16 protein-coding genes are annotated in these 15,159 nt (G+C 42.8%); 3 read left to right on the forward strand and 13 right to left on the reverse strand.

Going from position 1 to position 15,159, the window contains the following annotated elements; genetic code table 11:
* The 5 genes from HHA42_RS11920 to HHA42_RS11940 form a co-directional block, all read right to left on the reverse strand.
* On the reverse strand, nt 1–95 hold a 95-nt coding region (locus HHA42_RS11920), incomplete at its 3' end, for a GTP-binding protein (RefSeq protein WP_017397055.1).
* Between the two features lie 94 nt (nt 96–189).
* On the reverse strand, nt 190–2,325 hold the full coding sequence (gene fusA, locus HHA42_RS11925; RefSeq protein WP_168460864.1) for an elongation factor G: 2,136 nt from the start codon (nt 2,323–2,325) through the stop codon (nt 190–192).
* A 131-nt stretch (nt 2,326–2,456) separates the two neighbouring features.
* Nucleotides 2,457–2,927 carry a 30S ribosomal protein S7 gene (gene rpsG / locus HHA42_RS11930; protein ID WP_004975277.1) on the reverse strand — a complete coding sequence of 157 codons (471 nt, stop codon included), beginning with the start codon at nt 2,925–2,927 and terminating at the stop codon, nt 2,457–2,459.
* 177 nt (nt 2,928–3,104) lie between these two features.
* A complete protein-coding gene (rpsL, locus tag HHA42_RS11935) occupies nt 3,105–3,479 on the reverse strand; it encodes a 30S ribosomal protein S12 (RefSeq protein ID WP_000246374.1) in 375 nt (124 codons plus the stop codon).
* 139 nt (nt 3,480–3,618) lie between these two features.
* Nucleotides 3,619–5,148: an EcsC family protein gene (locus HHA42_RS11940; protein WP_168460862.1), complete on the reverse strand. Its 1,530-nt coding sequence runs from the start codon at nt 5,146–5,148 to the stop codon at nt 3,619–3,621.
* Between the two features lie 283 nt (nt 5,149–5,431).
* Here HHA42_RS11940 and HHA42_RS11945 point away from each other — a divergent pair, with 283 nt between their 5' ends.
* Together HHA42_RS11945 and hemJ are read left to right on the forward strand one after the other, a co-directional pair.
* Entirely contained in the window at nt 5,432–6,661 is a 1,230-nt protein-coding gene (locus HHA42_RS11945) for a beta-ketoacyl synthase N-terminal-like domain-containing protein (RefSeq protein WP_168418150.1), read from the forward strand.
* 17 nt (nt 6,662–6,678) lie between these two features.
* Nucleotides 6,679–7,131, forward strand: coding sequence for a protoporphyrinogen oxidase HemJ (gene hemJ / locus HHA42_RS11950; RefSeq protein ID WP_004975266.1), 453 nt, complete (start codon nt 6,679–6,681; stop codon nt 7,129–7,131).
* Nucleotides 7,132–7,236: 105 nt separating this feature from the next.
* Here hemJ and HHA42_RS11955 read toward each other — a convergent pair whose 3' ends face one another.
* Entirely contained in the window at nt 7,237–7,599 is a 363-nt protein-coding gene (locus HHA42_RS11955) for a hypothetical protein (RefSeq protein ID WP_168418149.1), read from the reverse strand.
* 91 nt (nt 7,600–7,690) lie between these two features.
* Complete coding sequence (locus HHA42_RS11960) at nt 7,691–8,347, reverse strand: HAD-IA family hydrolase (RefSeq protein WP_168526642.1); 657 nt, start codon at nt 8,345–8,347, stop codon at nt 7,691–7,693.
* 88 nt (nt 8,348–8,435) lie between these two features.
* On the opposite strand from HHA42_RS11960, the gene HHA42_RS11965 reads away from it, so the two are divergent.
* Nucleotides 8,436–9,203 carry a hydroxymethylpyrimidine/phosphomethylpyrimidine kinase gene (locus tag HHA42_RS11965; RefSeq protein ID WP_168418155.1) on the forward strand — a complete coding sequence of 256 codons (768 nt, stop codon included), beginning with the start codon at nt 8,436–8,438 and terminating at the stop codon, nt 9,201–9,203.
* A 41-nt stretch (nt 9,204–9,244) separates the two neighbouring features.
* Here HHA42_RS11965 and HHA42_RS11970 read toward each other — a convergent pair whose 3' ends face one another.
* The 6 genes from HHA42_RS11970 to HHA42_RS11995 form a co-directional block, all read right to left on the reverse strand.
* Nucleotides 9,245–9,730, reverse strand: a complete 486-nt coding sequence (locus HHA42_RS11970) for a methylated-DNA--[protein]-cysteine S-methyltransferase (RefSeq protein WP_168526644.1) — start codon at nt 9,728–9,730, stop codon at nt 9,245–9,247.
* Between the two features lie 59 nt (nt 9,731–9,789).
* Nucleotides 9,790–10,107 (reverse strand): quaternary ammonium compound efflux SMR transporter SugE, encoded by a 318-nt coding sequence (gene sugE / locus HHA42_RS11975; protein ID WP_168418146.1) that lies wholly within the window; start codon nt 10,105–10,107, stop codon nt 9,790–9,792.
* A 140-nt stretch (nt 10,108–10,247) separates the two neighbouring features.
* Nucleotides 10,248–11,315 carry a cation diffusion facilitator family transporter gene (locus HHA42_RS11980; RefSeq protein WP_168526646.1) on the reverse strand — a complete coding sequence of 356 codons (1,068 nt, stop codon included), beginning with the start codon at nt 11,313–11,315 and terminating at the stop codon, nt 10,248–10,250.
* Nucleotides 11,316–11,440: 125 nt separating this feature from the next.
* Complete coding sequence (locus HHA42_RS11985) at nt 11,441–12,337, reverse strand: copper resistance protein B (RefSeq protein WP_168526648.1); 897 nt, start codon at nt 12,335–12,337, stop codon at nt 11,441–11,443.
* A complete protein-coding gene (locus tag HHA42_RS11990; protein ID WP_168526650.1) occupies nt 12,324–14,132 on the reverse strand; it encodes a copper resistance system multicopper oxidase in 1,809 nt (602 codons plus the stop codon). The genes HHA42_RS11985 and HHA42_RS11990 overlap by 14 nt, the downstream gene beginning before the upstream one ends.
* Before the next feature lie 47 nt (nt 14,133–14,179).
* Complete coding sequence (locus HHA42_RS11995; protein WP_168526652.1) at nt 14,180–14,722, reverse strand: hypothetical protein; 543 nt, start codon at nt 14,720–14,722, stop codon at nt 14,180–14,182.
* Between the last annotated feature and the right edge of the window lie 437 nt (nt 14,723–15,159).

The following is a 15,159-nucleotide window of genomic DNA, read 5'->3' on the forward strand; positions in this document are numbered from 1 at the left end:
ATTGCAGCTGTTAAAGTTGTTTTACCATGGTCAACGTGACCGATTGTGCCCACGTTAACGTGTGGCTTATTACGTTCGAACTTAGCCTTAGCCATGAGATCTTCCTTTTTTAAACGACTCATGGAGGATCACTCCATGAGCATTAGGTTTTTAACTATGAATTAGTTTGCGCTTATAGTAATCGAAAGATTACTCGTCGTCACCTTTTTTACCACCAGACTGGAATTTAGCAATGATGCCATCAGCCACGTTACGTGGAGTTTCAGCATATTTAGCAAATTCCATAGAGTAAGTCGCACGACCTTGAGACATAGAACGCATATGAGTTGCGTAACCAAACATCTCTGCAAGTGGAACTTCAGCACGAATTGCTTTAGTACCGCCAGGTAAGTCGTCCATACCTTGAACCATACCACGACGACGGTTTAAGTCACCCATGATATCGCCCATGTAGTCTTCTGGAGTTTCTACTTCAACTTTCATGATTGGTTCAAGAAGGATAGGATCTGCTTTCATGAAACCATCACGGAATGCGTAAGAACCTGCCATTTTGAACGATAATTCGTCAGAGTCGACATCGTGGTAAGAACCGTCGAACAATGTAGCTTTAATGCCTACAACTGGGTAACCAGCCAAGACACCATTCTTCATACGTTCTTGAATACCTTTGTCAACCGCACCGAAGAATTCTTTAGGTACTACACCACCTACAACTTCTTCAGCGAATTCGTAATCTTTACCAGCTTCAGGATCAAGCGGCTCTAAACGTACGAATACGTGACCGAATTTACCTTTACCACCAGTTTGACGAACGAACTTACCTTCTTGTTCGATAGACTTTTTGATCGTTTCACGGTAAGCAACCATTGGTTTACCAATGTTCGCTTCAACGTTGAATTCACGCTTCATACGGTCAACGATGATGTCAAGGTGAAGCTCACCCATACCCGCAATAATCGTTTGGCCAGATTCTTCGTCTGTACGTACGCGGAATGAAGGGTCTTCTTTCGCCAAGCGACCTAAAGCTACTGACATTTTTTCTTGGTCAGCTTTAGTCTTAGGTTCAACAGCCAATGCAATTACTGGCTCTGGGAATTCCATACGCTCTAGTGTAATCACTGCGTTTTCGTCACACAATGTATCACCAGTCGTTGTATCTTTAAGACCTACACACGCTGCGATATCACCCGCACGAATTTCTTCGATGTCGTGACGGTCATTTGCGTGCATCTGTACGATACGACCAATACGCTCACGCTTCATTTTCACAGGGTTATAAACCGGGCTACCCGCTTTAAGAACACCTGAGTAAACACGTACGAACGTTAAGTTACCAACGAATTTGTCGTTCATGATTTTGAACGCTAACGCAGCAAACGGAGCTTCATCAGACGCTTCACGAGAATCTTCAGTTTCGTCTTTGTCGTCTAAGATACCTTTAATTGCTTCAACGTCAGTTGGTGCGGGTAAGAATTCAATTACTGCGTCCAACATACGTTGAACACCTTTGTTTTTGAATGCTGAACCACACATTGCAGGTTGAATTTCACCCGCTAATGTACGTTGACGTAAACCAGCAATGATTTCTTCTTTAGAAAGTTCACCATTTTCTAGGTACTTGTCCATGAGTTCTTCTGATGCTTCAGCAGCAGCTTCAACCATGTTAGTACGCCATTCTTCAGCAGTTGCTTGAAGATCAGCTGGAATCTCGCCGTATTCAAACTTCATACCTTGAGAAGCTTCATCCCAGATGATTGACTTCATTTCGATTAAGTCAATAACACCTGTAAATGTGTCTTCTGCGCCCACTGGAACAACGATAGGCACTGGGTTAGCACCCAAACGTGTCTTCATTTGTTCAACTACGCGGAAGAAGTTTGCACCAGTACGGTCCATTTTGTTAACGAACGCTAAACGAGGTACTTTATATTTGTTTGCTTGACGCCATACAGTTTCAGACTGAGGTTGTACACCACCTACAGCACAGTAAACCATACATGCACCGTCAAGAACACGCATAGAACGCTCAACTTCGATTGTGAAGTCAACGTGTCCTGGGGTGTCAATTACGTTAATACGGTGTTGGTCAAATTGGTTAGCCATACCTTTCCAGAAGCATGTTACAGCTGCTGAGGTAATAGTAATACCACGTTCTTGCTCTTGTTCCATCCAGTCAGTTGTTGCTGAACCTTCGTGAGTTTCACCAAGTTTGTGACTTTCACCTGTATAGAACAAAATACGTTCTGAAGTTGTTGTTTTACCCGCATCGATGTGCGCAGAGATACCAATGTTACGGTAACGAGAAATTGGGGTTTGACGTGCCATGATTTCTAGCATTCCTAAATTTTGTTGTTTAAAACAGGACGCTTTAAGCTGCTTAGCAACTTAAAGCGATTTGATGACAACTCAGTGACAACTGATTCATCACCCTCCTGATTAGGGCCTGTTTTATCCGCTTAGAAACGGTAGTGAGAGAAGGCTTTGTTGGCTTCAGCCATACGGTGCACATCTTCACGTTTTTTGATCGCTGCGCCTTTACCTTCAGATGCATCAAGCAACTCGCCAGCAAGACGTAACGCCATAGTTTTTTCAGAACGCTTAGCAGCAGCATCTACCAACCAACGCATCGCTAGAGCAGTACGACGGGATGGGCGTACTTCCATAGGAACTTGATAAGTAGCACCACCAACACGGCGTGCTTTTACTTCGACCATTGGACGAACTTTTTCAAGCGTAGCTTCAAAAAATTCAACTGGGTCTACTTTAGATTTTTCTTGAACGCGGTCTAAAGCACCGTAAACGATACTTTCAGCAATAGACTTTTTACCATCTTGCATTACGTGGTTCATGAATTTAGCGATTGTTTGGCTGCTGAATTTAGGATCCGGAAGGATTTCACGAGCAGCGACTACGCGACGTCTTGGCATTTTAAACTACCTATAAATATGACACTTCAGGGTGATCCAGCCGTAGCACAAAGTGTCGTGTGCATTTCGCTGGCCTTACTACACGTCGCTTGAATTTCACAAAATTAAATGCAGAAATCAGACAAGCGAGACGATAAAGGATTGCAGTTCTAAGAACTAAGACTAATCTTTAAAAGATTATTTCTTAGGACGTTTAGCACCGTATTTAGAACGTGACTGGTTACGATCTTTCACGCCAGCACAGTCTAAAGAACCACGAACGGTATGGTAACGTACACCTGGTAAGTCTTTAACACGACCACCACGGATAAGAACAACACTGTGCTCTTGTAGGTTGTGACCTTCACCACCGATGTAGCTAGAAACTTCAAAACCTGAAGTTAAGCGAACACGGCAAACTTTACGCATTGCTGAGTTAGGTTTTTTAGGTGTAGTTGTGTAAACACGTGTACAAACACCACGACGTTGTGGACAAGCCTTCAACGCAGGAACTTTTGATTTTTCAACCAAAGTCGTACGACCCTTACGGATCAACTGATTTGTTGTTGCCATGTGGCAATTCTCCCGTTAATAAAAAGCCCCAAAAACATACTACTTTTTGAGGGCATGCAATTGTAAGCGAAGATAGAAAAATGGTCAATATTTCATAGGCAGTTAAAACAGCAACCATTTTCCTACTTATCACTTGTTTTTATTCAGCTTTTGGTTTTCGTGCAGTGGTACGTGTTCTTGGCTTTTTTGTAACCTTTGTTTCACTTGCATTTACTGGCTCTGCATGTTTTTCTGAAACAATTTCAGCCACTTGAGTTGAATCTTCTACAGCATCCAAGTCATCTTCTAGTGCATATTCGTCTGCTTCTTCAACAGGAACAGCGGTTTTTTGTGGTGCAACTTCAGCATGTGGTTCCAGCATTTGATCTGCCAATTCTTCTAACCCCTGCTGAATATTTTCATCTACCTGTGTTTCGGTTGCATCCACTTTGTCAGATTTTTTCTGTACTTTGACTTTACGGATGCTTTGATGATCCGTTAGTACTTGTGTGGTCGCATCAGAAGGTTCTGCAGCTTGTTTATTTGTATCTAATGACTCATCTTTATTTGTATCTAATGACTCATCTAGATTCTCTTGAGCCTTATCTTCACCTTTTAACTGTTCCAATAGTTTAGGCGCAGCCTGTGCAAGTAATTCTAACGACTTTTCATAGGCATGAATGGCAGATAAATTGCTGTCTTTATGTTGAATTAAATAGCTGCGAGCGTTGGAGAATACTTGTTGCGCTTTGTGATGTACATCTTCTACCAATTTCCAACTATATACGGCACTGACCGATGCTGTTGCAACAGGCGTGAGTTTATTCAACATAGAAAACTTAGGTACGCTGTTTAGCCACGGCCATTTGGCTTCACCCTGTTCATTTAAAAAGTATTTTTTCAGGGACTCATAGTCATTACTTGAACCCAACAGGTTTTGTAATTGGTGTACATCATGCGTTTGCAACATATTGGATAGGGTTTTAAGTCCCATCAGCACCGCTTGCTTTTCTGCAATCACACCTAAATCAATTTGTTTGAAAATAAACTGTACGATTTCTTGTTCAGTTTCTTTATTCAGTTCAAAACCGTAAGCACGACCCACCTGATAGATTGTACGCAACGACATAATGATTGATGCAGGTACATCAATCGTTGAACCAATTACCCCTGTTGCCCCTGTCAATGCACCTTGCAGGGAGGCAATCCATTTGTTTTGCTCCGCCAGTGCCTGACCAATACGTTTTGAACGATCGACATCTTGTGTCAGTTCTTCTAAATCACGCACACCCGCCTGATCGAGCACAGCATCGACTGAACTAATGTTAGAACTAAAATTGTTGAGCTGATCAAAAAAGTAATCTGAAATTTTGTCGGAAAAATCTGGAGAAACAAAACTGGCAACCTGATTAACACGAGTGTAGTGACGACCGAGTAACTGACGTGACACTTGTGGAATATGCTGTCTGAGCATGTGTTGAGGATTGTCATAATGGTGCGCCTGAAATGGGCTGTAACTACGTGCCTGACCTTCAATAATTTGTCCTGCATTGGAACGTGGCTCCTGCTTGGTTGCTGTACTTGGTGCAACCTGCTGCAAAACATGCATGCCTGTACTGCTGAGCTTTTTAGCCACTCCAATCGCATTCGAGAAGAATCCGCTTGTTTGTTTATTATTAGAATCTGACATTCTTACTCCTCATTTTAATTTCTATGATTTATAGGTAAATACTAGGTGTAGTCTAAGTTTATCTCAATATGATTGTGTATCTTTTGGTTGGCTTCCTGCATCCATTCTGCTGTGTTTTGGTGGTTTGAACACTGCTGCAAAGTGGCATCATATTTGCCATAAGAATTCAAAATTCTTTCTGTTATTATGAACGCAATTGAAAGACATGAGTCATCCCGTATCAGGCACAGCTGTGCAATTGCGGTGTTCGGCTCAACATTATCACCATATAAGGGATCTGTAGATGAAACGTGTTGTAATCACCGGCATGGGCATTAACTCGTGCATTGGTAATACTTTAGAAGCTGTGACTCATTCTTTACAAAACGGTATTTCTGGAACACGTTCCAACCCAACGTATGCTGAACTGAATTTCAAGAGCCATGTAAGTGCAGCTGCTGAACAAAATTTTGACCACATTGACCGTAAATTAAAACGCTTTATGGGCGTGTGTGCGATGTACGCTTACAACGCTGCAGTCGATGCGATTGAACATGCTGGCTTAAAGCAAGAAGATTTAGCAGGTAACCCACGTTACGGTATCGCGGGTGGTTCTGGCGGTAACTCAACTGCATCTGTTGCAGAAATGATCGAGTTACTTGAAGAAAAAGGCGCACGTAAAATTGGTCCTTTCTTCGTACCACGTAACATGTCGAACACGATTACAGCTAACTTGGGCGTTGCGTTCAAATTACAAGGGATCGCTCACTCAATTACTAGCGCATGCGCAACTTCTGCAGATGCAATTGGTTATGCCTACAACCTAATTCAATTGGGTAAACAAGATTTAATGCTTGCAGGTGGCGGTGAAGAAGATCACTGGTCACAAAGCTTATTGTTTGATGCGATGGGCGCATTATGTTCTAAATACAATGACACACCTGAAACAGCATCTCGTCCGTATTCTGCAGACCGCGACGGTTTCGTGATTGCTGGTGGTGGTGGTTTCGTGGTGCTTGAATCACTTGAACACGCTCAAGCGCGTGGTGCAAATATCTTAGCTGAAGTTGTGGCTTATGCTGCCAACTCTGACGGCGCAGACATGGTTGCACCAAGCGGTGAAGGTGCAACACGTTGTATCCTCATGGCTTTAGACGAAGCAAAACAACACGGTGTAGAAAAAATTGACTATGTGAACACTCATGGTACTTCTACCCCTGCGGGCGATGTAACAGAATTAAAAGCCATGGAACGTGCATTTGGCGAAGGTCAAGTTCCTGCACTTAGCTCAACGAAGTCAATGACAGGTCACAGCTTGGGCGCCGCTGGTGTTCAAGAAGCAATTTACTCTGTCTTGATGATGCAAAACGACTTTATCTCACCAAACATCAACGTTACTGAACTAGATGAAGGCGCAAAACCATTTGATATCGTACTTGAAAAACGTGACACAAAATTGAATACTGTGATGAGTAACAGTTTCGGTTTTGGCGGTGTAAATGCCTGCCTTATTTTCAAGAAGTGGGATGAATAATCTCCATAGGATGATCGATGGATGCACCTTCTGATGCTTTTTTATGGGTAAAAGCATTACATATTATTGCTGTGGTTTGTTGGTTCGCTGCATTGTTCTACCTACCACGTTTATATGTTTACCATGCCATGAGTGAAGATACGCTGAGCCATCAGCGTTTCGAAATCATGGAGCGCAAGTTGTACCGAGGGATTATGTGGCCATCTATGATTGCCACCCTCATTACGGCACACTTTTTGGTAGATTGGGGTGATGCCACCCGCAATTACCACGATGCGTTATGGTTTTACCTGAAAGTTGCATTGGTGGGTTTATTGGTGATTTATCACTTGGTTTGTGGCTACTACCGTCAGAAATTGATTGGTAATGCACATTACAAATCACATAAGTTCTGGCGATTCTTCAATGAAATGCCAACAGTTTTGTTACTGGCAATTGTGATTTTAGTGGTGGTTAAGCCGCAATTCTAAGCGTTAAACCTCAACATCTAGATACGTCCAACTTAACTCAATTGCAATTGAGTTAGAAAAAAACCTCAGCTCTATATGAACTGAGGTTTTTTATTGACTTCAGCCTTATTTATTTTTGATAGATTGGATTGCGTGATAAGACTTAAACCCTAAGGCTTCTGCTTGTTTCTGCTGAGATTGAGGAATAGTCACGATGGCAATTCGTCCATCCACCCCACCACAGACTTGTGCATACATTCTTCCATCTGAACCCACACGAGCCTGATATACCTGAATCTGTGCCTGCAGCAAACGCTGGCTAATCTCAGCAATAGTTAAACCCGAATCAGGCTCACACTGACGATGTTGCAATGAGGTGTACATTTCAATCTGTGCTGCGGACTGTGTAGGTGCGGGTATACTATTCACACATGCCGCCATGAGCACTGAAACTGCCACAAAAGTAATCGATTGACTGACTCGCTTCATCACAACCTCCTTCTCAATCTGGATATGAAGATTGAAGCATGATCCTGCCTAAAGCTCTGCGGTAAAAATGCAAACAAATATAGCCCCAAAATTAAGGCAACTCTGCAACTACCGACAAAATTTGTGCAAAATGCTGAATTCGATATTTTGGAGCAGCTAAATCTAACTCCTGTGCTGAGCCATAGCCATATTCAACTGCGACACAATCTATGCCATTAGCACGTGCGCCTAAAATATCGTGCTCACGATCTCCAATCATTAAACACTGCTCAGGCTGCAATTGTTCTTGCTGCAAAATATAGTGAATAAGGTCTACTTTATTGGTACGGTCGCCATTCAACTCGCTACCATATGGATATTCAAAATATTGCAATAAATCAAAATAGTCTAAAATTTGGCGTGCATAAACTTCAGGTTTGGCTGTCGCTAAAAATAATCGATAGCCCAGTTGTTTTAAACTGGCTAGAGTCGTTGCAACATCCTCAAAGACATGATTTTCAAACAGCCCTGTGGTGGCAAAGCGCTCACGATAGCCCAATAAAGCTTGCTCAGCTAAGACATCATGCACATCCACCTCAAGTAATTTCGCCAAAGAGGCTTTGAGTGGCGGCCCAATAATCCAGTCAATATTTTCACTTTCTGCAATAGGATGCCCAACTTTTGCCAAACCATAGCGTGCAGAAGCGGTAATGCCCTCTTTGGGGTCAGTTAAAGTGCCATCTAAATCAATTAAAAGGGTGTTAATCACAATCCATGCCTATCTGTACAAATGACTATCGAGAGTTATTACAAAGTTGCCTATACTAACGTAAATATAAGCAATGAAGGATATGGCTGTGCGACCAACGGTACTTTGTTTTTCTGGTTTAGACCCATCGGGTGGTGCTGGTTTACAGGCTGATATTGAAGCGATTGGCAATAGTGGCGCACATGCAGCGATTGCCTGCACAGCATTGACCATCCAAAACTCTCAACAAGTGTTTGGCTTTGAAGCAACATCTAAAACACTGTTACTGGCTCAAGCCAATGCTGTAGTGAATGACCTGCCAATTAAGGTTGTTAAGTCAGGTATGTTGGGCACAACCAACAATATTGCAGCACTGGCAGATTTTTTGCGTGAACACCCTGACTATTTATATGTGCTTGACCCTGTATTAGTGGCCAATAGCGGTGGTTCTTTAGGTGATCAAGCCACGTTGGTTCAGGCGTTTAAAGCACTAATTCCACTTGCTACCTTAATTACTCCCAACACAGTGGAGTTGCGCGCTTTAACGGGTGAAGATGATCTGGAACGTGCAACCGCCAAGTTGTTTGAAATGGGGGCACAGGCTGTTTTAGTCAAAGGTGGACATGAAGATACGCCCAACTATATTCGTAATGCACTGTATAGCAACAATGAACTGGTTTCAGAAACCCGTTGCCCTCGCCTTGAGGGTGAATATCATGGTTCGGGTTGCTCTTTGGCAAGCTTTATTGCAGGACGCTTAGCAATGGGAGATCAACTCAAACAAGCAGTACAACATGCAGAAACGTGGTTGTTTGGTGTACTTAAACATGCCGAAACACCTGTTCCAAATGGTCAGAAAATTCCGAAACGGTTTTAATTCATTTAGATCCAATAGTGCCAATGCTGAATACATTGGCGCTATTTTTTGCCTTGTTCCAAGCTTAATAAAATCGCCTTATTATCCAAACCACCTGCGAATCCCACCAACTTACCACTCGCACCCACCACCCGATGACACGGCGCAATAATCGAAATTGGGTTTTTGCCATTTGCTGCACCAACTGCACGTACAGCTTTAACATTACCTACCTGTTCTGCAATTTGCTTATAGCTACGTGTTTCACCAAATGGAATCTCTAGCAAAGCGTGCCAGACACTTTGCTGAAATACCGTACCTTCAAAATCAAGGGGGAGATCAAATTGCTGGCGCTGTCCTGCAAAATACTCTTGGAGTTGCTGCTTGGTCTTACACAAAATAGGATGATCATCTTGCTGTAGCAAAGTGGCCAAGCGTACACGTTTAGGATTTTCATTTTCCCACATGACCGCAACCAGTGCCTGATCATGTGCTACCAGTTTCAGCACACCCACAGGAGTATCCATTTCAGTAAAGAACAATTGCACGATCTACTCCTATTTGCATACCGTGGTTAAATCACAAACCAACAAGACCTTGCCTAACCCTAGCTTGAAGATACTTTCATTAGTACCAAACCTGAGATAATCAACACAGCAGCCAACATACGCATGGCACTGGTAGGCTCACCTAAAATAAAAATACCCACCAAAAATGAACCCACTGCGCCGATACCTGTCCAAATGGTATAAGCCGTACCTAAAGGCAAAGTCCGCATGGCATAAGCCAACAGCACAAAACTTAAAATCATAAAGATTAGGGTGATGATACTGGGTGTCAGCTTGCTAAAACCATCGGACAGCTTCATCGAATATGCCCAGACGACTTCAAAAATACCCGCCAGTATCAACATTATCCAGGCCATGACGCCCTCCTTCAAAATAATGAAATCAGGCCGTCCTGAAGATTTTTTCTTATTCAGTTTTTAGTTCTATCTTTGACTAAAACTCAATAAGGGAGGTCGTTCCCCCTGTGATGCTTTAAATCACGACCACTATTCTATCGCTATTTTAGACTTAAAATTTTGCGTGCACCATTCAACACAAACATCGCCACAATTAAGCCAATGATCAGGTCTGGATAATTCGAGCCTATCAGTAGCACCAAACCACCGGCAATAATCACCCCTAAATTAACAATCACATCATTGGCCGAAAAAATATAACTGGCCTGCATGTGTGTACCACCATCTTTATGCCCTGAAATCAGCCATAAACAGGTGACATTCGCTACCAATGCAGCAGCGCCAATGAGCATCATCAACATAGATTCTGGTTCGCTGCCCAAGACGAAACGACGCAGTACATCCACAATCACCAATGCGGCCAAAGCCAATTGCACCCAACCTGAAAGATGTGCAGCTTTAAGTTGCTTTTTAGCCGATTGTCCCACCACAAATAGTGCCAAGCCATAGACTGCAGCATCGGCAAACATATCTAAAGAATCGGCAATTAACCCTGTGGAAGACGCAATCAAACCTGCGATCAATTCCACCAAGAACATTACTGCATTGATACCAAGCAAGGCATATAAGACTTTTCTTTGTGCCCGACTGTCGGTTATAGGCAACTCCGTTTGTGTATTTGCCTCAGTCTGTTCAAGCACCGCACCTAAGCCCAATGTTTCCAACTTTTCGGTAATTTCTGCTACAGATCGAGTGTGGTGATACACCTTCAAATGACGTGCCGCCAAATCAAATGACAAAGCTGCAATATCATTGTGATCTGCCAAAGCAATGCGCACCATTTGTTCTTCTGCACCACAATCCATTTTAGGAATGTTGTAGGCACTGACCCATGGACTTAAAGGAATTTGATCTGCCGCAACCACATTTGCATTGGACTGAGCATTGCTGGTGTTGGCGCAACTCTTGTTACTGCAACACGAATCAGCAGTATTTTCAGCAGATGTAGCGCAATCACTCCCACAAGACTGATTTGACCCTGCAGATTGACTGGAGCAAGCAGATTTAACGGGTTGGTTATCCTGACCATCACAGCCAGACGTATTACTACATTGGTTTTTCAGGTTTTGATCTTGAGTCGACTGAGCGTCCTGAGTTGAAGATGACATACACCACACCCAAACATACAATAGGCTCAGTATAAACCAAGCCTATGCTTTTTGGAGTCACCTATTCATTCAAGAAAACAATACTCAACCCAATATCGTTGGTAAGTTTGTGAGTTGGTGAATAATTAAAACCTGAAACGCAAACCTGCAGCATATAACCAACCCTGTTCAGATGGCGTGGAAGTTTGCCAAGCCGTATGCTGATTGCCTTTATGATAGGCATACCCCACATCTACATAGGGCATAATGTTTTTATTCACCTCATAACGTAGCTCAAGTCCTGCTGCCACATGACTTAAACCCGTTTTTTGTGCATATCGAGTATCATCACTGATCTGCAGTTTCACATCTAAATATGGCTGTGCAATCCACTTTTGGGTAAGCAGCAAATCGCGAGTTGTTTCCAACTCCACTGCCGCATAGTGATCATGGCCAACATAGACATGAGCATCGGTTTCAAAGAAATAAGGCGCTAGACCATGCAAGCCCAGCACGACATCTAAGCTTTCTTCAGTATCAGTTTGCTGTACCAATTCAGCAGTCTGATTGCGATAACGCACACCTGCCTGCACATCCCAAAAGTCTGAAAGCATGCGGCTATATAACAGCTTGGCATCATATTCAGTCGGTTGTGATTCATGCTTAGTACGATGAATTTTCAAAAATAATTTATTTTCATCGGTTCCGATACGGGTTTGTAATTCAGACTGCAATGCACCCTCACCGGATTCATTGAGCTGCCATTGTGTATCAACCGTAGTTACGGCATAGATTTGCGCACCATGCTCTTGACGATGATCATGTGGTTGCGACTCTGGCAAGGAGATGACCGACTGATGCGACTGATGCGACTGATGCGACTGATGCGACTGATGCGATGCTGAATCAGATACAACTTCAGGTGCAAGCATGGATGCGCCTGAATGTGCAGCATGTGATGCCATTTCACCCATCACCCCACCACTCAAACTACACACTGAAACACTAAGTACAGATTTGGCAAAAAGATTAATGATGCGCATGTTGCTCTCCTTTTTGCTCAGCACTGTCCTTTCCTTCAGTAGACGCAATTGGCATGCTTGAACGCTGATCATTGCTGACTTGAGCCACAATCAACTTATTCATCATTCCTGCACTCATGTGATAAAGCAGGTGACAATGTATAGCCCATTCCCCAAGTTCATCTGCGGTTAAAAGTGCCGTGACAGTTTTTCTAGGTGGCACAATTAACGTGTGTTTATTGGGTAAATCTTTCGCAGTTTGACCATTTTCCAGTTGCATAAACATGCCATGTAAATGCATTGGATGCGCCATCATGCTGTCATTAATAAACTTAATCCGAATCCGTTCGCCATATTGCACCTGTAACGGCTCCGCCTCACTGAACTTTTTACCATTGATGGTCCAAATATAACGTTCCATCGTACCACCTAAACGAATCACCAATTCACTCATCGGCTCGCGAGTATCTTTCTGCGGTTGCAGCGCTTGTAAATCTGCATATTGCAAGGCTTTATGGCCTACAGGTGTAGAGGCATTGGCCCAACCATGTACCACAGTCGAATCATTTTTCTTTGAAGCAGTGTTGTGCTGAGAATGATCTATGTCTGATGTCACGGCATGGTTTATTTTGGAGTGATCCATTTCAGACATTGCAGCATGATTCATTTTGGAGTGATCCATTTCAGACATTGCTGCATGGTTCATTTTGGAATGATCAACGTCTAAATGTTCTGAGCCATGCCCCATATCTTCCATCGTGAGTAAAGCACGTGGGCGTGATTGCGCTACATGCGGCATCTGCATAGTGGGTAGTAGTTCATTTTGTAAGCGACCCAAAGCAAAACCCGAACGATCAATCGATTCGGCTTCAATTGCATAATGTGCAGCTTTAGGCTCAACAACGACATCATAGGTTTCGGCGGTTCCAATACGAAACTCATCGACACTGACAGGTTTCACAGGCTGACCATCGGCACTGACTACCATCATTTTTAGGTTTGGAATCCGAACATCATAAAATGACATCGCCGAAGCATTAATAAAACGCAGGCGGACTTTCTCATTTGGCTTAAACTTGCCCGTCCAGTTTTGTTCAGGCGTTTTACCATTCATCAAAAAGGTATAGCCCGTGACATCGGAAAGATCGGTTTTCAGCATCCGCATCTGGTTCCACATTTTACGGTCTGACCAAGTGGCTTTTAGCCCATCACGCTGAGTTTGACGCCAAATATCAGCCAAAGTTTCACGCCGATTTTGATAGAACTCTGCAGAATTTTTTAAATCTTTCTGAATTTGATTGCTAGATTTTTCATGGAAATCTGACAACATCACCACATAATCACGGTCTGCTCGTTCATGTGCTGGTAAAGGCTGTTTGGCTTGAGGATGAATGAGCAATGCACCATATAAACCATCTTGCTCCTGACCTTTGGAATGTGCGTGATACCAATAAGTACCGCTTTGACGCACTTTAAATTGATAAACAAAGTGCCCCTGCGGCTTAATTCCCTTAAAGCCATTAAAACCGGGTACGCCATCCATTAAGCCCGGCAGTAATAAACCATGCCAATGAATCGATGAGTCCTGATTTTTTAATTGATTATGAACATGAATCACTGCGTCATCGCCCTCTTCAAATTCAAGTAGAGGCGCAGGAAACTGACCATTGACGGTAATGCGCTTTACAGATTTACCTGTGATATTCACGGTTTGTTCTGCAATGGTAAGGTGGTATTCCTTAACTGCTGCAAAAACAGCATTGGAGCATAATGCGCAGGCACTTAAAAACAGTGCACGCTGATAAAGTTTAGACATGACTTAATCCTTAAAAATAAAACGACAAACGTGTTTTGGGTTCAGGATTAAGCTTTGGGTGGGCGTAAAATTTGTTGCCAATGCCCCAGTAAATGCTGCGCCTGATAAGCAGGCAACAAGATATTGGCAGTTGTAAGTTCTGCAGGTTGCATCAGTTCAGGCAGTTGCACATTCAGCACAGTGCTTAGGCTTTGGCAATGTAATTGTGCACAATCCTGACAATTCATGCTGGCAGCAGAAAAATCAGTCGCGCTGACGCAATCTGGGTTGTTGGTATTCATCGATGATAGATGTGCAGCAGATGCATCTAGCTGCGCCACAGCATGTGAGCGACTATGCCGATCCTGTAAAGACGCATGTTGCATATCAACAGAATTTTTAGATGCAGCAGAATGACAATCCGATAAAGAAGATAAAGGCGGATTGGCAGATGCGGCTGATACAGCAGATTGTGTTTCAGCGATTTGCGTATGGCTAGACATCATCCAGACATGGGCAGGTTTGACAGCAGCACTGACAATACTGCTCCACCCCATGACCCATGTCATGAGGACTACAAACCAAACTTGTTTGTACGCTGGAGCAAGCACTAAATTTATCCTTTTAAGTCGCAATACACAGTCTGGTATTCGCCTTGTTTAGGCATCGCAGATGAACATTTTTGCCAAGTGCAACTTCTCTGCAAGTTGTTAAACAATATAATCTAAGCCCCAGTTATGCACAATCTTTTCCAATGGAGAAAGTTGATTAAAACAGTCCGATTTAAAAGCCCACTAAAACAATCAAGTTATATATTAAGTAACTTATTTTTATGATTCACCGAGCAAATACTCAATAAATTCAGTGTATTTAAAATAAACAAAAAGGATTCAATTGAATCCTTTTTATACTTATTTTGTATAAGTAATAAACAGTTGATGTACAAATGTTTATAAATTAATCGGCTTATCAGAGATGGATCCGTAAATTTGAACAACTCCTATAAGTGATATTCTGCTCCTCAAATGATGTTATAAACATCAATATA

It is taken from the genome of Acinetobacter sp. A3, assembly GCF_012371415.1.
In the GTDB taxonomy this organism is placed as follows: Bacteria; Pseudomonadota; Gammaproteobacteria; order Pseudomonadales; family Moraxellaceae; genus Acinetobacter.